The organism is Roseateles sp. GW835-FHT13E02 (genome assembly GCF_058794035.1).
On record NZ_JBXAGJ010000004.1, the window covers coordinates 242,420 to 268,006 of the forward strand.

The 25,587-nt window shown below is 67.1% G+C and carries 23 protein-coding genes; 12 read left to right on the top strand and 11 right to left on the bottom strand.

The window, feature by feature from the left end; all coding sequences use genetic code 11:
- Positions 1-9: 9 nt before the first annotated feature.
- Entirely contained in the window at positions 10-3,156 is a 3,147-nt protein-coding gene (locus AC1Q6P_RS05985) for a TonB-dependent receptor (protein WP_492665785.1), read from the bottom strand.
- A gap of 544 nt (positions 3,157-3,700) precedes the next feature.
- Here AC1Q6P_RS05985 and AC1Q6P_RS05990 point away from each other — a divergent pair.
- Positions 3,701-4,735, top strand: coding sequence for an ROK family protein (locus AC1Q6P_RS05990; protein WP_492665786.1), 1,035 nt, complete (start codon positions 3,701-3,703; stop codon positions 4,733-4,735).
- Positions 4,732-5,478, top strand: a complete 747-nt coding sequence (locus tag AC1Q6P_RS05995) for a copper homeostasis protein CutC (protein WP_492665787.1) — start codon at positions 4,732-4,734, stop codon at positions 5,476-5,478. Before AC1Q6P_RS05990 ends, AC1Q6P_RS05995 begins: the two co-directional genes overlap by 4 nt.
- A gap of 11 nt (positions 5,479-5,489) precedes the next feature.
- On the opposite strand, the gene AC1Q6P_RS06000 is transcribed toward AC1Q6P_RS05995, so the two are convergent.
- The 4 genes from AC1Q6P_RS06000 to AC1Q6P_RS06015 are packed head-to-tail and all read right to left on the bottom strand — an operon-like array spanning position 5,490 to position 11,312.
- A complete protein-coding gene (locus AC1Q6P_RS06000) occupies positions 5,490-6,890 on the bottom strand; it encodes an ABC transporter permease (RefSeq protein ID WP_492703093.1) in 1,401 nt (466 codons plus the stop codon).
- Between the two features lie 14 nt (positions 6,891-6,904).
- Entirely contained in the window at positions 6,905-8,335 is a 1,431-nt protein-coding gene (locus AC1Q6P_RS06005; RefSeq protein ID WP_492665789.1) for an ABC transporter permease, read from the bottom strand.
- Positions 8,332-9,093 (bottom strand): ABC transporter ATP-binding protein, encoded by a 762-nt coding sequence (locus AC1Q6P_RS06010; RefSeq protein WP_492665790.1) that lies wholly within the window; start codon positions 9,091-9,093, stop codon positions 8,332-8,334. Before AC1Q6P_RS06010 ends, AC1Q6P_RS06005 begins: the two co-directional genes overlap by 4 nt.
- 17 nt (positions 9,094-9,110) lie before the next feature.
- A complete protein-coding gene (locus AC1Q6P_RS06015; protein ID WP_492665791.1) occupies positions 9,111-11,312 on the bottom strand; it encodes a TonB-dependent siderophore receptor in 2,202 nt (733 codons plus the stop codon).
- A 413-nt stretch (positions 11,313-11,725) separates the two neighbouring features.
- Between AC1Q6P_RS06015 and AC1Q6P_RS06020 the strand changes: the two genes are divergently transcribed.
- Both AC1Q6P_RS06020 and AC1Q6P_RS06025 read left to right on the top strand, forming a co-directional pair.
- Positions 11,726-12,472: a ZIP family metal transporter gene (locus AC1Q6P_RS06020; RefSeq protein ID WP_492665792.1), complete on the top strand. Its 747-nt coding sequence runs from the start codon at positions 11,726-11,728 to the stop codon at positions 12,470-12,472.
- A 49-nt stretch (positions 12,473-12,521) separates the two neighbouring features.
- Positions 12,522-13,763, top strand: a complete 1,242-nt coding sequence (locus AC1Q6P_RS06025) for a GTP-binding protein (RefSeq protein ID WP_492665793.1) — start codon at positions 12,522-12,524, stop codon at positions 13,761-13,763.
- A 55-nt stretch (positions 13,764-13,818) separates the two neighbouring features.
- Here the strand turns inward: AC1Q6P_RS06025 and AC1Q6P_RS06030 are convergent, their stop codons facing one another.
- The 3 genes from AC1Q6P_RS06030 to AC1Q6P_RS06040 form a co-directional block, all read right to left on the bottom strand.
- A complete protein-coding gene (locus AC1Q6P_RS06030) occupies positions 13,819-14,169 on the bottom strand; it encodes a DUF1428 domain-containing protein (protein ID WP_102768207.1) in 351 nt (116 codons plus the stop codon).
- Between the two features lie 93 nt (positions 14,170-14,262).
- The gene (truD, locus tag AC1Q6P_RS06035) at positions 14,263-15,285 is read right to left on the bottom strand and encodes a tRNA pseudouridine(13) synthase TruD (protein ID WP_492665794.1); all 1,023 of its coding nucleotides are present in this window, start codon (positions 15,283-15,285) and stop codon (positions 14,263-14,265) included.
- 177 nt (positions 15,286-15,462) lie between these two features.
- Positions 15,463-15,951 (bottom strand): GreA/GreB family elongation factor, encoded by a 489-nt coding sequence (locus AC1Q6P_RS06040; protein ID WP_492665795.1) that lies wholly within the window; start codon positions 15,949-15,951, stop codon positions 15,463-15,465.
- Positions 15,952-16,042: 91 nt separating this feature from the next.
- Between AC1Q6P_RS06040 and AC1Q6P_RS06045 the strand changes: the two genes are divergently transcribed.
- Positions 16,043-17,050: an HD-GYP domain-containing protein gene (locus AC1Q6P_RS06045; RefSeq protein WP_492703095.1), complete on the top strand. Its 1,008-nt coding sequence runs from the start codon at positions 16,043-16,045 to the stop codon at positions 17,048-17,050.
- A 61-nt stretch (positions 17,051-17,111) separates the two neighbouring features.
- On the opposite strand, the gene AC1Q6P_RS06050 is transcribed toward AC1Q6P_RS06045, so the two are convergent.
- Positions 17,112-17,666 carry a carboxymuconolactone decarboxylase family protein gene (locus tag AC1Q6P_RS06050; RefSeq protein ID WP_492665797.1) on the bottom strand — a complete coding sequence of 185 codons (555 nt, stop codon included), beginning with the start codon at positions 17,664-17,666 and terminating at the stop codon, positions 17,112-17,114.
- A gap of 145 nt (positions 17,667-17,811) precedes the next feature.
- On the opposite strand from AC1Q6P_RS06050, the gene AC1Q6P_RS06055 reads away from it, so the two are divergent.
- The gene (locus tag AC1Q6P_RS06055) at positions 17,812-18,711 is read left to right on the top strand and encodes a LysR family transcriptional regulator (RefSeq protein WP_102768213.1); all 900 of its coding nucleotides are present in this window, start codon (positions 17,812-17,814) and stop codon (positions 18,709-18,711) included.
- A 22-nt stretch (positions 18,712-18,733) separates the two neighbouring features.
- Here the strand turns inward: AC1Q6P_RS06055 and AC1Q6P_RS06060 are convergent, their stop codons facing one another.
- Positions 18,734-19,393, bottom strand: coding sequence for a pyridoxamine 5'-phosphate oxidase family protein (locus AC1Q6P_RS06060; RefSeq protein WP_492665798.1), 660 nt, complete (start codon positions 19,391-19,393; stop codon positions 18,734-18,736).
- Positions 19,394-19,709: 316 nt separating this feature from the next.
- Here AC1Q6P_RS06060 and AC1Q6P_RS06065 point away from each other — a divergent pair, with 316 nt between their 5' ends.
- From AC1Q6P_RS06065 to AC1Q6P_RS06080, 4 genes are all read left to right on the top strand, one after another.
- Positions 19,710-21,152, top strand: a complete 1,443-nt coding sequence (locus AC1Q6P_RS06065; protein ID WP_492665799.1) for a dihydrolipoyl dehydrogenase — start codon at positions 19,710-19,712, stop codon at positions 21,150-21,152.
- A 37-nt stretch (positions 21,153-21,189) separates the two neighbouring features.
- The gene (locus AC1Q6P_RS06070; protein ID WP_492665800.1) at positions 21,190-21,813 is read left to right on the top strand and encodes a glutathione S-transferase family protein; all 624 of its coding nucleotides are present in this window, start codon (positions 21,190-21,192) and stop codon (positions 21,811-21,813) included.
- A gap of 8 nt (positions 21,814-21,821) precedes the next feature.
- Positions 21,822-22,433 carry a glutathione S-transferase family protein gene (locus AC1Q6P_RS06075; RefSeq protein ID WP_492665801.1) on the top strand — a complete coding sequence of 204 codons (612 nt, stop codon included), beginning with the start codon at positions 21,822-21,824 and terminating at the stop codon, positions 22,431-22,433.
- Positions 22,434-22,531: 98 nt separating this feature from the next.
- Positions 22,532-23,017 (top strand): nuclear transport factor 2 family protein, encoded by a 486-nt coding sequence (locus tag AC1Q6P_RS06080; protein ID WP_102768218.1) that lies wholly within the window; start codon positions 22,532-22,534, stop codon positions 23,015-23,017.
- A 113-nt stretch (positions 23,018-23,130) separates the two neighbouring features.
- Here the strand turns inward: AC1Q6P_RS06080 and AC1Q6P_RS06085 are convergent, their stop codons facing one another.
- A complete protein-coding gene (locus tag AC1Q6P_RS06085; RefSeq protein ID WP_492665802.1) occupies positions 23,131-23,799 on the bottom strand; it encodes a TetR/AcrR family transcriptional regulator in 669 nt (222 codons plus the stop codon).
- Positions 23,800-23,940: 141 nt separating this feature from the next.
- On the opposite strand from AC1Q6P_RS06085, the gene AC1Q6P_RS06090 reads away from it, so the two are divergent.
- On the top strand, positions 23,941-24,960 hold the full coding sequence (locus tag AC1Q6P_RS06090) for a zinc-dependent alcohol dehydrogenase family protein (protein ID WP_492665803.1): 1,020 nt from the start codon (positions 23,941-23,943) through the stop codon (positions 24,958-24,960).
- 55 nt (positions 24,961-25,015) lie between these two features.
- Positions 25,016-25,564 (top strand): carboxymuconolactone decarboxylase family protein, encoded by a 549-nt coding sequence (locus AC1Q6P_RS06095; protein WP_492665804.1) that lies wholly within the window; start codon positions 25,016-25,018, stop codon positions 25,562-25,564.
- The last annotated feature ends 23 nt before the right edge of the window (positions 25,565-25,587 follow it).

Here is a 25,587-nt window from a genome sequence, read left to right on the forward strand (position 1 = left end):
GCCGGTGCGTCAGTACTTGTAGGTCAAGCCCACATAGGCAACGCGCCCGGCGTAGCTGTTGCCGTAGAAACGATCCTGCGTGTCATTGCCCAGGTGCGAGCGGGCTTCCTGCTTGGTCAGGTTGAGCACCGAGGCCGTGAGGCTCAGCGCCTTGCTGACGTTGTAGGCGGCGTTCAGGTCGATCTGGCTGTAGGGGTCCGAGTAGACATTCAAGCCATTGACCAGGCCACCGACCACCACACCGCGGCGGTTGTAGGAGGCGCGCAGCAGGTACTGGTCGTTGCCGTAGAACACCGTCAGATTGCCTTGGTTCTTGGCGCTGCCGACCAGGGGCGACTTGCCGATCACCTTGCCATCGGCCAGGGTGATCTCGGCCTGGTTGGTCTTGTTGTAGGTGTAGTTGAACTGGAAGCCCAGGCCGAAGTCCAGGGTGTGCTGGCCGTACAGCTCGATGCCTTGCGAGACGGCGTCGCGGCCGCCGGCGCTGGTGGCGTAGTTCTGCACGGTGACGCTCTGGCCGCCCACGTCCATCACCATATCGCGCACCACGGGCACCGAGAAGTTGCTGACGTTCTTGCGGAACACGCCGGCACCCAGCACCGAGCCGCGGTGGAAGTACCACTCCAGACCCAGGTCGACCTGTGTCGCCTTGTAGGGCTCCAGGCTCTTGTTGCTGCCCTGACCGAACCAGCCCACCTTGTCGGCGCCACCGATCAGGCGACGGTCATTGACGTACTCCTGGCTGTAGGACTTGAGGCCGCCGGGCGTGGCGATATCGCCATAGCTCGGGCGGGCCACCACCTTGGACGCCGCAGCGCGCAGCAGCAGGTTCCGGCTCAGGTCATAGGCCAGATTGAGGCTGGGCAGCACATCGGTGTAGCTGCGGTCCAGCGAGCTGACCACGAAGGAGGAGACATGGCCGGTGGCCGGGTTGCTGTTGCTGTCCGGCAGCTTGGTGAAGCCGCTGACGCAGCCCGAGCCTGCCGGTGCACCGGCCGCCGGCAGATTGCCGGGCAGGCAGGGCGCGGGGTTGCCATCCGGGCCGTCGAAGAAGTAGTCCTTGTAGTAATCGACCTGGTCGGTCGAATCGGCATGCTGCTTGGTGCGAACGAATCGCAGGCCGATATTGCCGCGCAGGCGGTCGGTGCTGATATTGGCTTGCAGGTAGGCCGCCGAAATCTTCTCGCCGACGTTGTAGACGAAGTTGTCTTCCTGGCGGGTCTGCATCGCACCGTAGGTCTTGTTCAGGTGCGCGATATAGGCCGGGTAGTCAATCGCCGGGAAGGCGCTGGCATTGAGGCCGCCGGCCAGATGGCTGAGCGAATCGCCGTACAGGAAGGAGGACTGGAACTTGGAGGCGGTGGCATCACAGCCGTTCTGGAAGCGCTTGTCGTAGTTGGCCGGATCGGCGCCCTGGCAGACCCAGTAGTTGTTGCCGGTGCTGCGGCGCGTGCCGCCATCGCGGAACTTGAGGCCGAACTGCAGGGAGTCGAGCCATTCGCTGTCCTGGCGCCAGGTGAAGTCGGCCTGGGCGTACTTCTGCTCGGTGCCGTTCTTGGTCCAGGACGAGGAGGTGGAGCCCAGGTCGATCTCGCCAATGCCCTTCTGCAGATTGGCCATCAGCTCGGGCGCGAAAGTCATGGTCGGTGTGCCGACCAGGCTCCAGGCGCTGGCGGTGTTGCCCATCGTCCAGCTGCCGTTGGCGTTCTGCAGGCGCGGCTTGATGGGCATGGTGAACTGCATGTCCGGCCCGCCCTTGGCCCAGGTGCGGCCGAGCTTGAAGCTGGCGTCGATGCTATCGCCCTTCCACTCGGCGGCGATGTCGGCGGTTTGCGACAAGGCCTTCTCGCGGTTGTAGCTGCCGGTGATCTGCGGCGTCGGCACGGTGCAATCGTCCGGGCCCCAGCCGCCGGGCTTCTGGCCGCCTGCCGCTGCGGCGGCTTCGCTGCAGTAGTAGGTCTTGCCGGGTCGGGCGCTGTACTTGGCGCCGGTGACGATGGTGCCGCTGGGATCAAAAGTCAGGCTGTCCAGCAGGCGGCCGCTGGGCCAGTTGCCGTCACCGTCGTAACGGGCCAGGTTCCACTCAGGCACCTTGAGGATGTTGGTCTGCGAGTTCTGCGACAGGTTGAAGCGGAAGTAATTGCCGGTCAGGGTCAGCCGGTCGAGGGGCTTGGCCTGCAGGGTCAGCTGGCCGCCCTGGCGCTCACGCTCTTCGCTCTTCACGTTGAGGTTGACCGAGGTCGGCATCATGAAGTTCTGGTAGTACTTGCCGCTCTGGTCGTAGAAGCCCGACTGGCCCCACCAGTAACTGCTCATGCCCGAGGGCTTGCCGTTGACATCGGTGGCGGGGTGGGTCTTGTAGTTGTCGCCGTACCACTGCCAGTTTTCGGTGCTGGCACCCATGGTGCGGGTGGTGCGCTTTTGCTGCGTCACGCCCACCAGCACGCCGAAGCGCTTGGCCTCGTCGTGCCAGGCGTACTGGCCGGAGAACTGACCATCGGTCTTGTGCGTGGTGTCGGCCCAGGTGCCCTCGGCGGTGAAGAAGCCGCTGCCCGACTTCATGTCCAGCGGGCGGCGTGTATGCAGGATCACCGTGCCGCCGACGCCGCCTTCGTCCAGCCGCGCTTCGGGCGACTTGAACAGCTCGGCGCTGGACAGCATGTTCGCCGGCATCAGCATGTAGTTGAAGGAGCGGGTCGGGTCGCCGTTGGACTCGGCCGTGGCGATGTAGTTGCCGTTCAGCTGGGTCAGGGTCAGCTCGGACGAAAGGCCTCGCACGCTGACGTTCTTGCCTTCGCCGCCGCTGCGGTCCACCACCACGCCGGGCACGCGCTGCAGCGCGTCGGCCACGTTCTTGTCGGGGAACTTGCCCACGTCTTCAGCATTGACCACCTCGACGATGGCATTGGCATTGCGCTTCTGGTCAAGGCTCTTCTCGATCGAGCTGCGGTAGCCGGTGATGACCACCGTGTCCATCTGGGCGGGCGCGGCCTTGGCCTCGGCTTTCTTGTCGGCAGGCTTGTCGGCCGCGGCGCTTTGCGCCTGTGCACCGCCGGCCAGGGCCAGCAAAGCCAGGATGGCGGCCGAGGCAATCGGCGTCTTCGCCGTGAAGGCCCAGCGACGCTGTCGAGATTCGTGCGTGTTCTTGCTTGTCATGGTCTGTCGTCTCCTGATCGTGCCCTTGTGGCGGGCTTTGTTTGATTGGCGGAAGCGAGATCCACATCGCCAGCGGGCCCGGCGGCACGCCTCGCTTCCCAAGGCATAAAAAGTTTCGGCAGCCCGGCGCTCAATGACTCCAGCACGCGAGCTCTCCAACTCCTAGTTCGATGCAAGGCCCAGCGCGCCAGGCCGGGGCCTGGAATCGGCAGCTGCTGTTCGTTTTTCAGGGTGCGCCCGGCGCAGTTTCGGGAGAACCCTGTAGATTTACTAAACGACGCAAAAACCGCTGACTTCTCGCTGGGCAGTGCATTCCACCCAGGGAAATTTATACAAAGGATGACAGACGCCTTCAACAAACTTTCACAGTTTGGATTCAGTTTAGTTTTGTTTAGTAAACGAAACGAGGCGGTCTTGCGACAGCGCATGAAATGGGGCGATTCGGCCTGGACGCGGCCGCGCAGCGGGTCCTAGACTGCGCTCCAGGCCCCTCTTCCTCTGCGCCGCAGAAGCGGCGGGCACCGCTGTGCAACAGCCCCGATCCATGAGCCTGAAGCCCTTTTCCTCCTTCCCCGCCGCCGCCTCTTCTGCTGCCGCTGCGCCCAGCTCGATCCACGCCATGCCGCCGCACGAGCTGCTGGTGGCCGATATCGGCGGCTCGCACATTCGCATCGCCCGCCACCTCGGCGGCAGCCACTGCGAGCTGCTGCAGCAGACGGCCACACCGGCACAGGACTGGTCGGCCTTCTGCGAGGCCTTGCACGCGGCCGTGGCGCCGCACGCCGGCCCGCACAGCGCCCTGTCCATCGCCATCGCCGGCGTGGTCTCGCCGGTGAGCGGCGAGGTTCAGGCCTCCAACCTGCCCGCGCTGCGCGGCCATGCCTTGGCTCGGGAGCTGACGGCCCGGCTGGGCCTGCCGGTGCAGGCCCACAACGACGCCGATTGCGCCGCCCTGGCCGAAGCCCGGGTGGGCGTGGGCGCCGGGCATGAGGTGGTGTTCGGCGCCGTGCTGGGCACCGGCGTCGGCGGTGGCCTGGTCGTGCGCGGGCAGCTGGTGCGGGGCGCGGGTGGCCTGTGCGGCGAATGGGGCCATGGGCCCATCCTGCGCGAGACCACGCTGTTGAACGGCCACGGCCAGCCCGTGGAGCTGCCACGCTGGGCCTGCGGCTGCGGGCAAATCGGCTGCCTCGACACCGTGGGCGGCGCGCGCGGCCTGGAACGCCTGCATCTGGCGCTGAACGCCGACGCGCCCCGCAACAGCCATCAGCTGCTGATCGACTGGCAAGCCGCGGAGCCCGCGGCCAGCGCCACGGTCGCCGCCTGGATCGAACTGCTCTCGGGCCCGTTGGCCCTGGTGCTCAATGTCACAGGCGCCAGCGTCGTGCCGGTTTGCGGCGGGCTGAGCCGTTGTACACCTCTTATCGCAGCACTCGATGCCGCCGTGCGCCAGCAGATCCTGCGGCGCGACGCGGAAGACCTGCCCCTGCTGCGACCCAGTGTCTTGAACGACCAGGCCGGCCTGATCGGCGCCGCCTTGGCCTTCGAGCCCGAGGCCAGTCACCCGGAAGTGCGCCCATGAGCTGTGTGCTGGAAGTCTGCGTGGATGACATCGCCGGCCTGGATGCCGCACAGCAAGGCGGCGCCGATCGCATCGAGCTCTGCAGCAGCCTGGGCTGCGGCGGGCTCACGCCCTCGGCCGGCTTGATGGCCGAAGCCGCCCGACGCAGCCTGCCGGTGATCGCCCTGATCCGCCCGCGCAGCGGTGGTTTCGTCTACAGCGAGGCCGAGGCGCGCGTGATGCAGCACGACATCGCCCGCGCGGCCGAGCTGGGCCTGGCCGGCGTGGCCATTGGCGGACTCACGCCCGAACGCCAACTGGACCTCGCCCTGCTGGAGCGCCTGATCCGCGCGGCAGCAGGCCGCCTGCAGCTGACCCTGCACCGCGCCTTCGACCTGGTGCACGAACCCGGCGCCGCGCTGGAGGCCGCCATCGCTCTGGGCTTCCAGCGCGTGCTGACCTCGGGCGGCGCCCCCACCGCCCCGGCGGGCGCCGCGCAGCTGGCGGCCCTGGTCCGCCAAAGCCAGGGCCGCATCCGCATCCTCGCCGGCAGCGGCATTCGGCCCGACAACGTGGCCGGCTTGCTGGCCGCGACCGGGGTGCACGAGGTGCATGCCTCCTGCCGCGCACCGGCGCGCGAGACGCCTGAAGGCGAGCTGCTGGCCCTGGGTTTCAGCGAAGCTCAGGCCTGGCTCTGCGCGGCCGACACGGTGCGGGCCATGCATCTGCAGATCCGCAGCCATGGCACCCCGAAAGCGCACTGAACACGCCCGGATCAAGTCCGGTTTGGGCGCACCCGGCCCAAGGCCCGCAGCGCCAAAACCAAGGCGAGGCCGGCGATCAAGCCCAGGCCCAGCAGAGAGCCGGCCGGCCACGACGAGGCCGCAGGCCGCGACCGGAACACCGGCTGCGCCGCAAAGTCCTCGGGTGTGAAGCGCCGCTCCTGAAACAGGAAGGGGTAGTAGAAGGCGCGCAGCCGGGCATGGAACTCAGCCACCGCGTCCTGATAGGCCAACTGGGCGCGCAGGTCGGTCTCGGCCTGACGGTGCAGCGCAGCCTGAACCCCCACGCCGGGCAAGAGCCATCCCAGGCGCTCGGTCCAGGCCTGCCGCGCGATCAGGCCCTGGCGGTAGTCCGCCACTTGGGGCGCCACACGCTCGTCGCCCAGCTGCTGGAAGGCGTAGTACCACTTCCAATGGAATCCCGCCGGCAAGGGCGCCGTCTGCCGCCACTCGGGGTGGCTGCGGAAGAACTGCGCCAGGGTGGCCTCGCGCGGCAGATCCCAGGCGCCATGCACGGCCTGACGCTGCGCCAGCATCAAGTCCACCCCCTGATGCACAGGCACAGCCCGCGCCAGCACGGCCTGAGCCAGCGTCGGCAGAACGAGGGTCAGAAGCGCCCAGCAGCCCATCAGCGACAGCGCCTGGGCGCCCGAGCTGCGACCGCCCGCGGCCAGGCACAGCGACAGGCCGCTCCAGAATGCCAGGTAGGCCGCTGTGCAGAGAAGCACACTGGCCAGGGCAGGCAGAGGCATGGCGCTGCATGCCGCGCCGGCCAGCACCGGCAGCACCAGACAGGCGAAGACCAAGCCCACGCGCAGGCCTGCACGGCGCAGCCACAGGCCGCGGCCGCCGCCGGGCAGGGCCAGCAAGGTGCCGAGCCGGCCGGCGCGACGCTCGCCCGAGACCAGCTCGTAGAGCAGCGCAATCAGGAACAGCGGCGCCAGATAGACCAGCACAAAGGCGAAGTCGAAACGCCCGGCCAGCGCCAGCTCGGGGTTGAAGCTCTCACCCTCGTGCAGCTGGGCCTGCAGGGCCAGGGCGCGGATGCGCAGCACATAGGGCGCGGCATCGCGCAAACCCAGCGCCAAGAAGGCCGCGGGTGACGGCGGGTCCCAGCTGCTGTGGAAGGTGTAGTACGCGGCCGAACCGGCATCACCGCTGCGCCCCTGCTTGAGCGCCTGGGCCGCCAGGTCTTGCTGCTGCAGATCGGCCAGGCGGGCGATGGTCTGCTGCTGGCGGGCCACCTCACGCAGGCCCGACCACACCGCCAGCGAGGCCAGCAGAAACAGCAGCGCCAGCGCCACGCACACGAGGCGCGAGCGCAGCAGCAAGCGCAGCTCATGCCGCCAGGCGTCTGCGGGTCTCAGCTCCTTCGGCTTTGCGGGCGGTGTCATCCATGCCATCACGCTCATCGCATGCGTCTCCCCAGATGATGCGTCGCCAAGGCCAGAGCGCCGATCAAGGCGGCCAGCCAGCTCAGCAGCACCACCGCGGCCGGAGCGGCGCGCTGCAAGGCCGCGGTCGGCGGCTCCGGCTCGTACCGAAAGCCGGCCATGCCCTGCCAATGCGCAGCACTGATGCGGTTGTCGCGGCTGGAGCGGTCGCTGGCGAACTTCAACTTCTCGGCCTGCAGGCGGTTGAGCGACTGCACCAGCTGGTAGCGATGGGCTTCAGCCTGATCGACAAAGCGGCGGTAGCTTTGCAGATCGGTGCCCGCCGCGGCCATGGACAGACGACGCAATGCCAGCACCGGGCTCAGCCAGGCAAGGCGGTCGAGCTGCTGCAGCTGCGCGGCCTGTCGCTCGAAGCTGGCGTGGGCATAACGTGCAAACAGCGCGCTGCTCAGGCGCTCGCCCTCCATGCCCACCAAGCCTTTGTAGTTGACCGGCAGGTCTTCCACGCGGGCCACGCCGTAGCGGGCCAGCACCTGCTTGCGGAACTCGGCGAAGTAGGGGTCATCGGGGTTGTGGCTGTCGCCCAGCGCCGCCAGCTCGCGCGCCACCGCGATGTCGGTCTCAAAGCGGGTGGGCAGGGCCAGCGAAGCAGACGCCAGCTCGGGCGCCCAGCGCGGCAGCAAGACCACGCCGAGGGACCAGACAGCCAGCAAGGCCACCAGGGCGTCACGGGCGCGGGCCAGGCAGGCCGACAGCGCGACGATGCCCAGAGCCCAGAGCAGAAGCCACAGGCCATAGCCGAGTGCCAGCGTCAGCAGCAAGATGCCTGGGGCTGGCGTGGCCGCTGCCATCCACAGCAAGGCCAGCCAGGCTGGCAGCACCGCCAGCGCGGCCACGCCGCTGAGCGCCAGGACCTTGCCGGCCACGAGTTGCCAGGGGCGTATGCCCTGGGCCAGCAGCACGCGCAAGGTGCCGGACTCGCGCTCGCGCGCCAGCGCGCCATGGCCCAGGAAAATCAGCAGCAGCGGCGCCAGCACTTGCAGCACAAAGGCCGGCGTCAGCTGGCCAAAGCGCAGGAGCAGCGAGGACTGCCGCACGTCGCCAAAGTTGGCGCTGTTCTGGCGGTGGCCCTCCAGGTAGAGGGTGTGCCCGGTGTAGGCATCCACACCAGCATCCAGGGCCGCCAGCGGGCTCAGGGGCCGGAACACAAAATGGCCGTAGTGCACCATGCGGTGGGGGTGACGCTCGGGCTGGGATTCGAACTCATGATCGACCTGAGCCTGGTAACGGGCCCGTGCGGCCGCCGCGCTGCTGCGCTGCTCCCAGGCGGTGAAGCAGGCCACGGCACTCAGCAGCAGCAACAAAGCCAGGCCCAGCGCGGCGACGCGATCGCGGCGGAGCAAACGCCATTCTTCGACGGCAATTCGGAACACGCTCGCCCTCATGAGGCCCCCGCACTGGCGTAGCGGCGGTGCAGCGCGCGCACGTCAAAGCGCTCTTCGCCCGTGGCGGCCACCTCTTCGATCAGCCGGCCGGCCTCGATGAAGCCGATGCGGTCCGCCACATCGGCGGCGCCGAGCAGATCGTGCGTCACCATCAGCATGGCCACACCCTGCCCGCGCAGCATCCGCAGCAGGCGGCTGAGCTCGCTGCTGGCCTGTGGGTCCAGGCCGGAGCTGGGCTCGTCCAGCAGCAGAACGGGCACACGGCGCGCCAGGGCCAGCGCGATCGAGACTTTCTGCCGCATGCCCTTGGAGAAGCCGGCGACGCGCTGGCCATGGGCCGCGGCATCCAACCCGGCTGCGGACAAGGCCTCATCGATGGCCTGCGCGCTGGCCGGCTGGCCGGCCAGATGCAGCAGGTAGGCAAGGTTCTCGCGGGCGCTGAGGTGCTCGTACAGCGCCACGTTCTCGGGGATGTAGGCGATCTGGCGGCGCGCGCGGCTGGGCTCGTTCACCGGGTCGATGCCCTGGACGCGCAGCTGGCCGCTGGCCGGCCGCACAAAGCCCAGGAACAGGCTCAGGGTGGTGGTCTTGCCGGCGCCGTTGGCGCCCAGCAGGGCGTAGATCTCGCCTGGCTGCACGGTCAGGTCCAGGCCGCGCAAGATGGTGCGCTCGCGGTAGCCCGCCACCACCGCGCGGGCCTCCAGCGCAGGGGGCACTGCCGCAGCGGCGGGTGGATCAGGGTTCAGGGTTTCGCTCATGATGGCGGGCCTTCGCGTCAGAACTTGGCCTGCAGGCCCAGGGTGAAGCTGCGGGCTGTGCCCGGCGTCACCCACAAGCGGCTGTAGGAGCTGGTGTAGTAGGTGGTGTCGAAGAGGTTGTCCACATCGAGCGTCCAGCGCAGCGTCGGGCTGGCGCGCCAGTAGGCCACCAGCTTGGCCGTGGTGTAGGCGGGCAACTCGAAGGCCGGCGTGCCCGCATTGGCCTCGGCCTGGGTGCGGGCCTGGCCCAAGCGGGCGCCCATATGGGTGAGCCCGCCGCCGATGCTGTAGCGCTGGCCCTGCGGGAGGCTGGCCTCGTACACGGCCAGCACACTGCCATTGACCTTGGGCACATTGAGCAGGCGTCCGCCGCGCTCCAGGGTGTTGTCCTGGCTGACCTCCACATCGTTGAGCACCAGACTGGCGTTGAGGCGCCAATGCGCGCTGAGCTGTCCGGCCAGGTCGAACTCCAGCCCACGGCTGCGGATTTCGCCGGCCGCCATCGAGAAACCGGCATGCGCCGGGTCGGCGGTCAGCACATGGCGCTTGCGGATGTCGAAGAGCGCAGCGGTCGCACCGATGCGGCGGTCCGCGCTTTCCCATTTGCTGCCGAGTTCCAGAGCACGGCCGGTCTCGGGCTTGAAGCCTTGGGCCGCGACATCGGCGCCGACATTGGGGCGGAAGGAACGGCCGGCATTGGCATACACCGTCCACTGCGGCGAGGGCAGCCAGGACAGGCCGATGCGGGGCGAGCGGGAGCTCGGCTGCTGGCGTGCCGTGGTGCTGTTCAGGCGATTGGCCAGGGTCTGGCGGTAGTCATCGAAACGCAGGCCGGCCACCAGACGCCAGGCGGGGGCCAGCTTGATGGCGTCCTGCAGATAGACGGCCGTGTTGCGCTGATGCTCCAGGGTGCTGGTGTTGGGGCCCGGCTCGGGCAGCGCCTGGCCGTAGGCCGGCTGTTGAATGTCAATGGCATAGGGCTTGCCGGCGCTGGGGTTGACGCGCCGCATCACCGAATCCATGCGGAAACGGAAGCTCTCCAGACCGATCAGCAGCTCATGCTCGACCGCGCCCAGCTTGACCAGGCCTTGCAGCTCCGCCTGCACGGCGGCATCGTTGGAGTCGTAGTCGCGATGGCGCCGTTGCCGCGTCAGCGTGACGTTATCGGGGCGCAGCGCCGTGGGCTCGGTGGAATAGCCATTCACCCCGGTCTCGCGGTAGGACAGGCCCAGACGGCTGCGCCAGTTGCTGCTCCATTCGTGCGAGAGGGTGAGCTGGTGGGTCTGGTTGCGCACGGTCACCTGCCCATCGGCAGGCTCGCCGAGGAAGCGGCTGCGCGGCACCGCACCCAGGCGGTTGTTGACGGCGACCACACCACGGTCCAGGGGTGTCGCGTGGCGCAGGGCTTCACCGACATAGTCAAGCTGGGTGGCAGGGCCCAGCTTCCAGGTGAAGGCCGGGGCGAGCACTTCGCGCCGGGCGCTGACATGGTCGCGGAAGCTGCTGCGGTCTTCCACCGCCACATTGAGGCGGTAGGCGGAGTTCTCACCCCAGGGGCCGGTGCTGTCCAGAGCGCCACGCTTGAGGCCATAGCTGCCCAGATAGGCTTCCACCGCATGGGCCGCCTGCCAGAGCGGGCGCTTGGAGACGATGTTCAAGGTGCCGCCCGGCTCGCTGCTGCCGTAGAGCGCAGCGGCTGTGCCCTTGAGGAACTCGATGCGCTCGACACCGGCCAGATCGCGCGGGGCATTGAAGCCGCGGTTCGATGAGAAACCGTTCAGCAAGGTGGCCATGCCGGTGTTCTCGTTGCCCGGCAGGCCACGAATGGCAATGTTGTCCCACAGGCCGCCAAAGCTGTTCTGGCGCGAGACGCCGCCCACGTAGTCCAGCACATCGTCGAGCTTGGTGGCACCGAGGTCGTCCATGGCCTGACGGGTGACGATGCGCACCGATTGCGGCAGCTCGCGCAGGGCCAGCTCGGTCTTGGCGCCGGCGGCATCGGCCGCATGGTAGGTGCCCGATTCGGCGCGGCCGACCACGTTGACCGCGGGCAGCTGGGCGCTCTTGGCATCCGGAGCGGTCGGCACAGGCTGGGGGGCTTCAGCCGGCGCGCGTTCGGGCGTCAGCGTTTGGGCGCGGGCGTTGGCCGCGAAGCAGCTGGCCAGCGCCAGCAGCAAGGGAAGACGGGCGCCAGGCGCCGGGCGGAAATGGGTCAGCATGGGGAAGCGGCTCGCGAAGAGGGTGGGGAGAAGAAAGAACAGGAGGAGGAAAGAAAAGGCCAGCTCTGGTACACAGCCCCAATTCGGCAAGCCCGGCCAGGGCATGGCAGGGCTTCAAGCGAGAAGGCTCAGGAATGCCGGCCGACCGAGCGCCCAGCGAGCGTGCGTACACACGCGTGGCGGCAGGGGGTGGGGCGGCTTGAGGGCGGGCAGAAACGTGGACGTGGCATGACGCCATTATTGCGAATGAATTATCATTTGCAAAATTAAATCCATGCCAGGCATGGAAAGGCCGGGGCCTGAGGAGGCGCCACGGCCTTCGGAAGCGAGCGCACTCAAGCCCCATGGACGCCCCCTCGGCGCCCTTCAACACCGCCCATCACCTTCTCACCGCAGCCAGCTCTCGCCACCCCATGTCAAGCCTTGCCGCCATCCTCGCCGCCTGCTTTGCGGGCGGGCTCCTCAGCCTGCTGCTGGCCGCCATCCTGGCCTTTCGGCTGCAGGGGCGGCATCTGCATCGCCTGATCGCCTTTGCTGCCGGCACCATGCTGGCCGCGGCCCTGCTGGACATCCTGCCCGAGGCCTTGAGCCTGGCGCCCGGCCACAGCGAGGCTGTGCTGGCCACGCTGCTGGTCGGCTTGATCGGCTTCTACTTGCTGGAGCGCCTGGCCTTGTGGCGCCACGCCCATGCGGGCGAGCCGGGCTCGGCCCGCACCGGCACCCCATGGGTGGTGCTGCTGGGCGATGGCTTGCACAACCTGGTCGACGGCGTCCTGGTGGCCGCCGCCTTCCTCGCTGACCCTTGGCTGGGCCTGAGCACCTGCCTGGCCGTGGCCTTGCATGAAGTGCCGCAGGAGCTGGGCGACTTTGCCCTGCTGCTCGCGGCGGGTTGGAGCAAGCGGCGGGCCTTGCTGGCCAATGGCCTGTCCAGCCTGGCTTCGCTCGTGGGCGGTGTGCTGGGCTGGCTGGCCTTGGAAAGCGCCCAGGCCGCCCTGCCCTATGTGCTGGCCGTGGCTGCGGCGAGCTTTCTCTACATCGCCGTGGCCGATCTGCTGCCGGCCCTGCACCGCCGTCACCGGCAAGACGGCTTCCTGGCCCAGACCGCGATGTTGAGCGCCGGCCTGGCCTGCGTTCCCGTGGTGGGCCATTGGCTGCACTGAGCGGCAGCCACGCTCTCGCCATTCCACACGACCCGCAAAGGTGATCCGCATGTCTCACTCCGCCCCCAAGCGCCTGCCCACCACCGTGCTGTCCGGCTTTCTCGGCGCCGGCAAAACGACCTTGCTCAACCACATCCTGCGCAACCGAGAAGGCAAGCGCGTGGCCGTGATCGTCAACGACATGAGCGAAGTCAATGTCGACGCAGCCCTGGTCCGCGACAGCGCCAAGGCCGCCGGCGTGGGCCTGTCCCGCACTGAGGAAAAGATGGTGGAGATGAGCAATGGCTGCATCTGCTGCACCCTGCGCGACGATCTGCTGCAGGAGGTCCGGCGCCTGGCCGCCGAGGGCCGCTTCGATCACCTCCTGATCGAATCCACCGGCATCTCGGAGCCCATGCCGATTGCCGCCACCTTCGACTTCACCAGCGAGGCGGGGGAAAGCCTCAACGATGTGGCCTACATCGACACCATGGTGACCGTGGTGGATGCCCTCAACATCCTGCGCGACTACAGCAGCGCCGAGTTCCTGGCCGACCGCGGCCAAGCTGCGGGCGAGGAGGACCAACGCCGTCTGGTCCACCTGCTGGTGGAGCAGATCGAGTTCGCCAACGTCATCGTCGTCAGCAAGACCGATCAGGTCAGCCTGGCGCAACTCGATCAGGTGCATGCGCTGATCAAGGCCCTGAACGCCGAGGCGGAAATCATCGACGCGCGCCACGGCGCGGTGGACCTGGACGAAGTGCTGGGCACCGGCCTCTTCGACCTCGACAAGGCCGCAGCCATGCCGCGCTGGGCCCAGGAGCTGGAGGGCCACCACGACTCGGAGGCCGACACCTACGGCATCGAAAGCTTCGTCTACCGCGCGGACAAACCCTTCCACCCCCAGCGCCTGCATGACTTGCTCGCCACGCCCCTGCCCGGCGTGCTGCGCTACAAGGGCTATGTCTGGCTGGCGAGCCGACCCGACTGGGTGGCTTGCGTCTCGGGCGCTGGCCGCATGTGCGATGTGCAGCCCGTCGGCCGCTGGTGGGCCGCTGCGCCCCGAAGCCGCCGGCCGGAAGACGAAGCCACGCGCCAAACCATCCTCACCCACTGGACCGAGCCCTACGGCGACCGCAAGCAAGAGCTCGTCATCATCGGCCAGCAACTCGACCGTCAAGCCCTCAGCGCAGCCCTGGACCGCTGCCTGCTCAACTTCACCGAAACCCGCAAAGGCATGGCTGCCTGGCGCGAGCTGCCCGACCCCTATCCGGGCTGGGAAGAAACGGCAGCCGAGGCGGCCGCCGCCTGAGCAGCAAGCGACCCCGAACCCGGCCTCGCGCTGGCGCCAGCGAGGAGGCCGCGCCTCAGGACTCCGAGATCACCTCAAACCCGCCAAAAATCATGCGCTTGCCGTCGAAGGGTGGCTCGCCCGCGGCGGCCATGCGTGGATCGGCCATGACCTTGTCCCAGGCGGCATTGCGCAGCTCGCGCGAGGGCCAGGTGATCCAGGAGAACACGACCGTCTCCTCGGGCTGGCACTGCACGGCCATTGGGAACGAGGTCAGCTTGCCCTGCGGCACATCGTCGCCCCAGCAATCGACAACAGCGGTCGCGCCGTATTCCTTGAAGATCTGGCCCATTTGCTGCGAATGCGCCAGAAAGTCAGCCCGCCGGGCGGTGGGAACGGAAGCCACGAATCCATCGACGTAAGCCATGTCGGTTCTCCGATGAGGTTGAAGCAGCAAGACTACCCGAATGCTGAGCACTATCAGCCGCCCATGCCGGCCATGGCTGCGGCGGCACGACGCTCACTCAACCGCCGCAGACGGCTCGCCCTCGGTGTGCCGCTCGGGCTCCGTGGTGTGGAGGATCTCGTTCAGCACCGAGGTGGCATAGTTTCCAGCGGGCAAGCTGAAGCTGAGCACCAGCTGATCGGCCTGCGGCCAATCCCATGACAGCTCACCCGGGCTCGCCACCAGGGCGCGGCGCTCTTGATCCAAACCCGCATGCTCCATGCCCTCGCACAGCGGGGCATGACGGGCGGCCACGCCGTTCTCCAGCGCCTGCGCCTGTTCGCTGCTGCTCACGCGGCCCCGGCCCCAGAGCGGCCCGGTCGGCCGGCCCGCGGCGTCCAACACATCGCCAGGCAAGGTCTGACCCCAAAGCCCTTGCTGGATGCGCAGGGCCAGCACTTCATTGAAGACAAAAGAGCGCACCGCCGACAGGTAGATGCCTTTCTTCTTCGGATTGCGCACGCGGATCTCGCGCGCCAGCATGGCCCGCCCCTGCTCGACATTGCCGCCCTCATGGCCGAAGCGCTGCGCACCGAAGTAATTGGGCACACCCTGGGAGGCCACAGCCTGCAGATTGGCTTCGATGGCGGCACGATCGCCCACCACATCTCGCAACACGATGCGGAAGCGGTTGCCCTGCAGATCACCGGGGCGCAGTTTCTTCACATGGCGGCTCTGGCTCAGCACCTTGAACTCGGGGGGCTGGAGCTGGGTCAGGTCAGGGGTCTCACCCTTGGGCAGATAGATGCTGAACCACTGGCGGGTGATGGCGTAGCGGTCCTTGAGCCCGGCATAGCCCACATCCCATTCCTGCACACCTGCGGCCGCGGCCAGTTGCTGTGCGACGAAGGCGGTATTGGCCCCATTCTTTTCGACGTCCAGCCAGATGTGCTCGCCCGCACCCGAGGGCAGCTGCAGCGGCAGCTCGGTCACGGTGAAGTCCTCGTTGAGGAGCTTCAGTGTGGCGCTGGCACCGCTGGCCGGATAGGCCTTGGGCCACAGCGGCAGGGTCGTGTAGGGGGATGAGGCGTCGGTCATGGGGCGGCCTGACGGCACCAACTGGCGATGGAGGCAGGATGTCCATCCGACCAGGGGCTGTCGAGGGCGCGATTGTCCTCTTTCACGGCCTGCCAGCCTTGGGCGAAGGGCTCCCGATCTGAACCGAACGAGGGAGGGCGCCGCAGCTGCAGAGCTCGGCCTGAGCCGGCTTGCGGTTCATTGCACCCACAGCAGCTCAAAGTGCTGGCGTAGCGCAGCGATCTGGAGAGAGACCTCATCGCCTTCGAACTTGCCCAGCACCGCCTTGCACAGGGGCGCGTCGCTGCTGATGACCTGAACCCTTTGCTCGCCACAAAGCAAGGTCATGCTGCCGCCTGCCGGGCCGAGAAAGAACAGCCGTTGCTGCCGCGCGTCCTCGACATCGACCAGGCAAACCAAGGCGCCGAGTTGGACACCTTTGCCGGCGTCGTAGGGCTGCGGGCGGAAGCGGCGCCAGCTGAGCATCGCCTGACGGATGGCCTCGGCGCGTCGGGCTTGGCCGGTGGCCAGATAGGCGGCTTCCAGACCCAGGGTGTCGTACTTGTTCTCGGCGATGTTCTCTTCGTGAGTCGCCGTCTCATGCGCTGCCCGCGCCGCCTGCTCCACTTGCAGCAGGTCTTCGGCCAGCCGATCCAGCACCTGCTGCTGCAGCAGAGTTTTGTCCATGAAGTAGGAAAGGCGGCTCAAACACGAAGGGTAAGGGGCTCACGATTATGACGGGCGCCATACCGGGCTCATCGGCGAACAAGAGCTCGCCGTGCCCGTCGCCATCGTTGAACTCAGGCCCGAAGGACTCCTCCGTCCGCGAAGCCTTGGAGATACCATGCCAGCATGCCCGGCTCACCACGGGGAGGAGTACGCAATGACCCGTTCGGAAGCGAAACAGGATGAACTGGGTGGCCTCCGCCAGGAGTTGGCGGCTCAACGGCAGGCGCTGCTGGCCAGCCTCTTGGTTTCAGCCTGGGTGGTCGAAGCGCGAGACCCCTACACAGGCGGGCACCTCTGGCGGGTGGCGCGCATGGCGCATGCCCTGGCCCTCGAGTCCGGCTGCGCACCGCGCGAAGCCAGCCGCATCGCCATGGCCGGCTTTCTGCACGATCTGGGCAAGGTTGGAATTCCTGACGCCATCTTGCGCAAGCCGGGCAGGCTCACTGAAGCGGAGTTCGAAACGATCAAGACGCATCCTCGGGTCGGGGCGCGCATCTTGTCCGGCCACCCCTTGGCGGAATTGGTCGTCGGCGTGGTCCACCACCATCATGAAATGCCCAATGGTCTGGGCTACCCCATGGGTTTGGTGGGCGCCGAGATACCTCTGGATGCCCGCCTGGTCGGCATCTGCGACGCGTTCGACGCCATGACGAGCACGCGGCCCTACCGTGCAGGCATGCCCATCTTCAAGGCACTCAGCATCATCGAATCCGAACTCGGCAGGCAGTTCGACCCGTCCCTCGGAGCCCTGTTTGTTCGCATGGGGCGCGACGCTGCCTTCGACGCCATCGTCGGGCACAGTGACGAGGGCATCCCTCTGCAACATTGCCCGGCATGCGGGCCGACGCTGGTCCGCACACGCACGGTGCGTGCCGGTGATCACCTGGGCTGCCCGGCCTGCTCAGCACGCTTTGTGTGGACCCACGCTGACCAGGACTTGCGGGCTGTTCCGACCGGGGAGCGTGCGAGCGCGCAGGAGTTGGAGCCGGGTCTGGACCGCGCCCAGATCGAGGCCTTGGTGCTCGACTGGGCGGACGCGATTGCCGGCCCGGAGTGACTCAGGCACGGCTTGCGGGCTCGGCGGCCAGCCAGCCGTCCGTCGCCGCAATCGGCTCGCCTCAGCGCCCTTGCTCTGGCTTGGCTTGGACCACAGGGAAGTCGATGTCCGTGGCCGCGACGTTGTTGACGTAGTTGGTCAAGACGTTCAAGGCCACATGGAGCACGATCTCCAGCACGCTGGCCTCATCGAAATCAGCGGCGCGCAAGGCGGCCAGGTCAGCGTCCGTGACGCGGCCCCGTTGCTCGGCCACTTGGAGGGCAAAGCGTAAAGCCGCAGCGCTGCGTGCATCCTCCGAGTGCCCATCGCGGGCGGCACTGATTTCTGCAGCACTGATCTTGGCGACGTGGGTGCCGAGGTAGCTGTGCGCGGACAGGCAGTAGTCGCAGGCATTGAGTTCGGCGATCGCAAGGGCAATGCGTTCGCGCAGTTGCACGCTCAGCTTGCCTTTGGCCAGGGCCGAGTTCAAGGACAGATAGCCTTCCAATGCGGCAGGGCTGTGGCCCAGGAGTTTCATCAGATTGGGCACCACACCCAGTTGCTGCTGCACGGCGGCCAGCAGTGGTTTGGCGGCGTCGAGCGAGGTTTCAAGGCTGGGAATGCTTAGACGGGACATGGTCTAACTCCGGTTTTGAGTGGCTTGGGGTGACAGGGTTGGGGGTCGATTCGCGGTGGTTTCAGCGAATGGGTGAACTGTCCTTGAATCGCTCGGCATTTAGAATCACCCGGGAATTCAAGACACCATTGCGCGAGGAGAAACAGTGGACCGATTGCACCTGATCAATGTCTTCGTCGCAGTGGTCGATGCGAACGGGTTCGCGGGCGCTGCGCGCAAGCTCAACATCTCGCCGCCCGCTGTGACCCGCGCCATCAGCGAGCTGGAAGCTCATCTGGGCGTGCGCCTGCTGACACGGACAACCCGCGTGGTGCGTGTGACCGAGGCGGGGGCTCGTTATGTGGAGGACTGCCGCCGCATCCTGGCGGAGTTGGCCGAGGCGGATGAATCGGTCAGCGGCTTGCACGCCGCGCCACGCGGCCGCCTGACGCTGACCGCACCGGTGCTGTTTGGGGCGCTGTTCGTCACCCCCATCGTGACCGAGTATTTGCAGCGTTACCCGGAGGTGACAGCGTCCTGCTGGTTCCTCGACCGGGTGGTGAACATGGTCGACGAGGGCGTGGACATCGGGGTTCGCATCGGGGAGCTGCCCGACTCTTCTTTGCAAGCGATCCGGGTGGGACGGGTCCGCCGCGTGATCTGTGCGGCGCCCAGCTATCTGAAGCGCCATGGTGCCCCGCAAACCCCGGACGATTTGACAGCACACACCATCGTGTCGGCCAGCGGCGTCACCCCCACGCCAGAGTGGCGCTTGGTGGAAAACGGCGCGCCCAAGCTCGTCAAGCTGCAGCCGCGCATGAGCACCACCACCAATGACTCTGCCGTGGCGGCTGCCGTGGCCGGCTTTGGCCTCACCCGGCTGATGTCTTACCAGGTGGCCGAGCATGTGCAAGCGGGGCGGCTGCAGATTGTGCTGAGCGAGTTTGAAACGGCCCCTCTGCCCGTGCATCTGGTGCACCGCGAGGGACGCCATGCCTCTCAGAAGGCGCGCGCTTTCCTGGATCTGGCGATCGAGCGTCTGCGCGCCAGCAAGGCGCTGGACTGAAAGCGGCCCCGCCGCTGAGGGTTCAAGCCAGAGGCTCGGCTCCGCGCGCCGGTTCGGCGCCTGATGCAGAGACCGCCTCGCGCAAGCGCTTCAATTCCTCGCGGGCTTGCAGCAGCTCGGCGCGCAGCGGCTCCACCGCTGCATTCACCTCGGCCTCGGTGAAACGGGGTGTGATGTGCTTGGGGCAGTTCCAGTCGTAGGCTTCGACCGTGATCAGCATGGCGCGCTCCACACGCGCCTCGTACTGCGGCAGGGCCAGCCGGGCCAGCAGGGCCGGGTCTTCAGCGGCCGTCACCAGCCTCACGCGCCCCAGGATCTTCAGCCGGCGTTGATGGGCGTAGTCCATCAGGATGATGGAGATGCGGTCATTGCCCTGCAGATTGCCGACGCTGATGTACTGCACATTGCCGCGGAAGTCGGCATAGCCCAGGGTCTTGGCGTCCAGCACCTGGAGAAAGCCAGCAGGCCCGCCGCGGAACTGCACATAGGGCCAGCCGGTTTCTCCCACCGTGGCTTGATAGAAGCCATCGCGGGCATGGATGAACTCAGCCTCACGCTCAGTGAGTGCGTCGCGGCGATCCTCGGTGTGATCCAGGGCTTCGTAGGCGGAGCGGCTGCCCATGCGGGTTTGCATGGCCCGCACGGTCGGCGTGAATGCGAGGTCGGAATAGGCTCGGCTCATGAGGGGTCCTTCAGCAGCAGTAGGGGTGAGACAGCCCTGGCGGCTGGCATGGTGAGGCCTGCCACTGTGCGCGAACTCGGTCGGTCTGTGAATCCACGCGGAGCTGACGACAGTGTTTCCGTCGCCGGAACAATGCCGGCAAGTCTTTGGCGCACGGATTGCACGACGGCAGCCTCAAGCCAGCCATTGTTCCGCTCTGCGTAGCAGTGACTTCGCTGCAATGGGGCTTCTCCTGAGGGCGACAACTGCGCACAGTGGAGGCCTTGCCGAGCGGCTGGCGCTTGGCTGACACCCTCGCCCTCCAAAGGAATGCTGCATGCGTGAGCACCATGTTGACGTCGCCATCATCGGCAGCGGTACGGCCGGCATGTCCGCCTACCGCGCTGCCTTGGCACATACCCCCCGAGTGCTCGCCATCGAAGGCGGTCCCTACGGCACCACCTGCGCCCGTGTGGGTTGCATGCCCAGCAAGCTGCTGATCGCGGCAGCCGAGGCGGCCCACGCCGTGGCCGAAGCCGGGCGCTTTGGCGTGCACCTTGACGCGCCCGCTCATATCGATGGCGCCGCCGTGATGGCCCGGGTGTGCAGCGAGCGCGATCGCTTTGTGGGCTTTGTCACCGAAGCCGTACAGGCCTGGGCGCCGGAACACCGCATGCAGGGCTGGGCGCGCTTCACGGCACCCCAGACGCTGGAAGTGAAAGGCCATGACGGCGAACTGCATCGGGTGCATGCAGCGCGCATCGTCATCGCCACCGGCTCCGAGCCTCATATCGAGCCGGCCTGGTCAGCAGCACTGGGTGACCGGCTGATCCGCAACGATGAACTGTTCGATTGGCAGACCCTGCCCCAAGCGGTGCTGGTGCTGGGCACCGGCGTGATTGCGCTGGAGCTGGCCCAGGCCTTGCATCGCCTGGGTGTTCGGGTGCGCGTGCTCGGCCGCAGCCAGCGCGTGGGACCACTGACCGACCCGGCACTGCAGGCCTTGGCAGGCGAGCTGTTCAGCAGCGAACTGGCGCTGTCGCTGAACCAAGCCACGCCCCGTCTGCGGCGCGAGGGCGATGAGGTCCTGTTGGAACTGGACGGGCGTGTGGAGCGCTTTGACTATGCCCTGGCTGCCGCCGGGCGCCGTCCGCGGCTGGCGGGCCTGGGGCTGGAGCACAGCGGCCTGCCCCTGCAAGCCGATGGGCGCTTGCCCTTCGACCCCCACACCGGGCAGGTCGGCAACAGCCCGGTCTTCATCGCTGGCGATGCCAATGGTGAGCGGGAGCTGCTGCATGAGGCCGCCGACGAAGGCCGCATTGCGGGCGACAACGCCGGCCGCTGGCCCGATGTGCGCGTGCGGCCACGCCGTGCGCCCCTGGCCATCGTGTTCAGCGAGCCGCAAATGGCCATCGCCGGGCACAGCCACGCCGAATTGCAGGCAGCAGGCACGCCGTTTCTCGCCGGCCAGGTGTCCTTTGCCGACCAGGGCCGCAGCCGCGTGATGGGCGTCAACCGCGGCGCGCTGCATGTCTACGCCGAAGTGGGCAGCGGGCGCTTGCTGGGCGCAGAAATGCTGGGGCCACGCGCCGAGCATCTCGCCCATCTGCTCGCCTGGTCGGTGCAGCGCGGTGACACCGTGCAGCAGATGCTGGACAGCCCCTTTTACCACCCGGTCATCGAGGAAGGTCTGCGCACCGCGCTGCGCTTGTTGCAGCGCGACTTGCGCATGGGCCCACCGCCCGTGGAACGCTGCCTGGACTGCGGACCGGGCGCCTGAGTGCCACCCATTGATCACCTCCCAAACACCGTCAACCATGATAGCCGTCTACTACGCCCCCACGCCCAATGGCGTGAAGATCCCCATCGCACTCGAAGAGTTGGGCGTTCCCTATCGCCTCGTGCCCGTCAATCTGGGCCGTGAAGAGCAAAAGCGCCCAGACTTTCTGGCGCTCAATCCCAATGGCCGCATCCCGGTCATCGTCGACCCCGATGGGCCGGGCGGCGAGCCGGTGTCGGTGTTCGAGTCCGGCGCCATCCTGCTCTACCTGGCCGACAAATTTGGCGGCTTGATGCCTTCCGATCCAAGGGATCGCATTCGTGCGCTGGAGTATTTGTTCTTCCAGGTCGGCGGCGTCGGCCCCATGTTCGGGCAAGCAGGATGGTTCATGCGCCAGCCCGAGCGCATCACCGTGGGCATTGACCGTTATCAGGCGGAATCGCGCCGCCTGACGGCCGTGTTGGATTCACGACTGCAAAAAGCCAGCTGGCTGGCCGGCGAGAGTTTTTCGGTGGCCGATATTGCCCACTTCGGCTGGCTGCGCGTGGCCGACTATGCCGGCGTTCAACTTGATCACTACCCTGCGGTACAGGACTGGCTCCAACGCATCGCAAGCCGGCCCGCTGTTCAGCGCGCTCTCCATCCTGTCCAAGCCACCTGAGGATGATCATGAAGCTGTTCCACTTTCCCCTGTCCGGCAATGCACACAAGGTGCGCCTCATGCTTTCCCTGTTGGGGCTGCCCCATGAGGCGGAAGTACCCACCGGCGGCACGCACAAGCAGCCCGAGTTCCTCGCCATGAACCCCTTCGGCCAAGTGCCGGTGCTGGTGGACGGCGAGGTGGTGGTGCGTGACAGCCAGGCCATCCTGGTTTATCTCGCGGCTCGCTACGGCGGCCCGGCCTGGTGGCCGGCGGACCCGGCCCGCTTGGCTGCCATTCAAGCCTGGCTGTCCACCGCCACCAACGAGGTGGCGCATGGGCCGGCCCTGTTGCGCATGCACCGCAGATTCGGCCGCCCCATCGATCTGGAGGCCACCACGCAGCGCAGCGAGACCTTGCTCAAGCTGCTGGATGCGCAATTGAGCGGTCAGCCCTGGCTGGTGCAGGGCGATCAGCCCAGCATCGCCGACCTGGCCGTCTACCCCTACATCGCGCTCGCACCCGAGGGCGGCCTGGATCTCTCACCTCACCGCCACGTGGTGGCTTGGCTGGCTCGCATTCAGGCCCTGCCTGGCCATGTGGACATGCCGGGCCTGTGGCGCCCCAGTCCTCAAGAATGAACAACACCCATCACCCCGATCTCACCCGGCGGGACTTGCTTGTGGCTGGCGCCGCAAGCACCGCCGCCGGATTCCTCCACCCCAGCTTTGCCAACACCATGAGCACCACATCCCCCGACGCGCCGCGCCCCCCTCTGCCCCCGTTCAGCCGTGAGACGGCGATTCAAAAGGTCCGCGCGGCCGAAGACGCCTGGAACACGCGCGATGCCAAGCGCGTGACCCAGGCCTACACGGCCAACAGCCGCTGGCGCAACCGGGCCGAGATCTTCCAGGGCCGTGAGGCCATCCAGGCCTTTCTGGAACGCAAATGGGCCAAGGAGCAGGAGTACCGCCTGATCAAGGAACTGTGGGCCGTCAGCGAGAACCGCATCGCCGTGCGCTTCGCCTACGAATGGCGCGATGACTCGGGCCAGTGGTACCGCGCCTACGGCAACGAGAACTGGGAGTTCGATGCCCTGGGCTATATGGCGGTGCGCCATGCCAGCATCAATGACCTGCCCATCAAGCCCGAAGAGCGCAAGTTCCACTGGCCCCAAGGCCGCCGCCCGGATGATCACCCTTCGCTGAGTGATCTGGGTCTGTGAACACCCGGGCCTGACTTCAGACGAGCTCTCGCCACAGGGCGCCCCAACTGGGGCGCCTTTTTTTTCTTTGGCGGCCGCAACTCGGGTGCACGCAAGACAGCGTTCGGCTGGCCCTAGCCGCCGCGAACGCCTGTGTTCGCCTCTGCCGGCCAGGCCGCCATGGCCACGTCCACCATGCGCAGCAGGCTGCTGGTGCTGGCGCCATCGCGCGCCTGGATCGCCAGGCCCTGGATCACCAGCGCAAAGTAGCCGGCCAGGGCCGCGCAGTCGGTGCCTGCGGCCAACTCACCCTCGGTGCGAGCGCGCTTGAGCCTTTGCTCGATGGCGTGTCTGGCCTGCAGGCGCATGGCTTCGGTCTGTGCATGCTGGGCTGCGTGGGCGGGCGCCCCCTGCAGGCCGGCGGCCGACACCATGCAACCGGCGACGTGGCTGGGGTCGGTGTACTGGCGGCAGGCCGCCCGCAAGGCCTGCTCCATGCAAGCACGCGCCGGCAAATCGGACAGCAGCGCGTCGCCGAGAAAAGCGCCATGACGTTGCGCGTAGAGATCCAGGCATTCGCGATAGAGCGATTCTTTGTTGCCAAAGGCCGCATACAGGCTGGGCGGCGCGATGCCCATCGCACTCGCCAGCGTGGCCGTGGACACGCCCTCGTAGCCATGCCGCCAGAACAGATCCAGCGCCAAGTCCAGGGCCGCGGCACGATCAAAGCCGCGCGGGCGCCCAGGCAGGCGGCTGCCCTCAGAGTCCTTGGTAGAGGGGGTCGCTGATCTCGGCTTAGGCATGGATGAATTGTATTGATCCCTACACAAATGACAGTGCAGAGATTGCAGGCGCGAGAAATTCAGTCTTTCGCCACGCGGAACACCGCGACCGGCTTTCGAACGCTACTATTTCTGTATCGATCACTACACAAATCGGAAATCATGAATCAGCAATTTCAAATTCGCATCAAGGACGCCAAAGCGCAGCTGCAGGCGCACACCGGCCCAGCCCATCACGAGCCCGCTGCCGGCCAGGTGCTTCTGCAGGTGAACGCGGCGAGCCTGAACTACCGCGACCTGCTCACCTTGCAAGGCGCTGCCAGCGGGGCGGCACGCGATGGCCTTGTGCCTCTGTCTGATGCCGTCGGGACGGTGCTGGCCGTAGGCGACGGCGTGCAGGGATGGCAGGTGGGCGATCGCGCCAGCCCCAACTTCTTCCCGGCCTGGGTGGATGGCCGCTTCGACCCTGCCCATCTGCAACAAGCCCTGGGCGGCGGCAACACCGACGGGGTCTTGAGCCAGCAGCTGCTCGTGTCGGCTCAGTCGCTGGTGGCACCCGCTGCGCACCTCAGCGATGAAGAAGCCGCCACCCTGCCCTGTGCCGGCTTGACCGCCTGGCATGCCTTGTTTGAGCGCGGCCAGGTCAAGGCCGGCGAGACGGTGCTGGTGCAAGGCACCGGTGGTGTGGCGCTGTTCGGCCTGCAACTGGCCGCTGCGGTCGGGGCTCGCGTCATCGTCACCTCCTCCTCGCATGCCAAGCTGGAACGTGCCCGTCAACTGGGCGCCTGGGCCACCATCCATTACGGCGAAACGCCGGACTGGGACCAGCAGGTTCTGAGCTTGACCGAGGGGCTGGGCGCGGACCACATCCTCGAGCTTGGCGGCCCGGACACCTATGACCGCTCCATCCGTGCCGTGGCCTCGGGTGGGCGCATCGCACAGATCGGCGTGCTGAGCGGCTTCAATGCCCGCCCCGACATCCAGTCGCTGCAGTTCAAGAACGCCCGCATCGACGGCATCTGCGTGGGCTCGGTGGCCCAGCTCCGGCGCCTGAACCAGTTCATGGCGCAGCACCGCATCCGCCCCGTGATTGATCGCGTGTTTGACTTCGAGGACAGCCCTGCGGCCTACACGCACCTGGCCTCCGGGCAGCATTTCGGCAAGCTGGTGATCCGCCTGTGACCCGCTCCGCCTCCTTCGCCTTCCATCTCCATCCTCCGCAACTGAAGCAAGCACCATGAGCAAGTTCCCCATCCATACCCCCACCTCCGCACCGGTCGCCGCGCAAGCGCTGCTTGTGCAAGCCCAGCAACGCTACGGTTTTGTTCCCAACCTGTTTGCGGGCATGGCCAGCGCTCCAGCCCTGCTGGCGGCCTATGTGGACATATCAGAAGCCTATGCAGCCAGCAGCCTGAGTGCGCTGGAGCAGCAGGTGGTGAGCCTCACCGTCAGCCGCCTGCATGAATGCCACTACTGCGTGGCCGCACACAGCACCATCGCCCGCATGCAGAGCCTGGATCCCTCGGTGGTGCAGGCCTTGCGCCAAGGATCGCCACTGGCCGATGCCAAGCTGGAAGCGCTGCGTCAGTTCACGCAGCAGATGGTGGAAGAACGCGGCTGGCCTCGCCCTGGGCAATTGGAAAGCCTGCTGGCCGCGGGCTACACACAGCAAACCGCATTGGAGGTAGTGCTGGGCATCGCCATGAAGGTGATGTCCAACTACAGCAACCACCTGGTCGGCACGCCGCTGGACGTCGCCTTCCAGCCGGAGGCGGTGACGGCTTGATGCTTTGACGGCCTGGGCGGGCT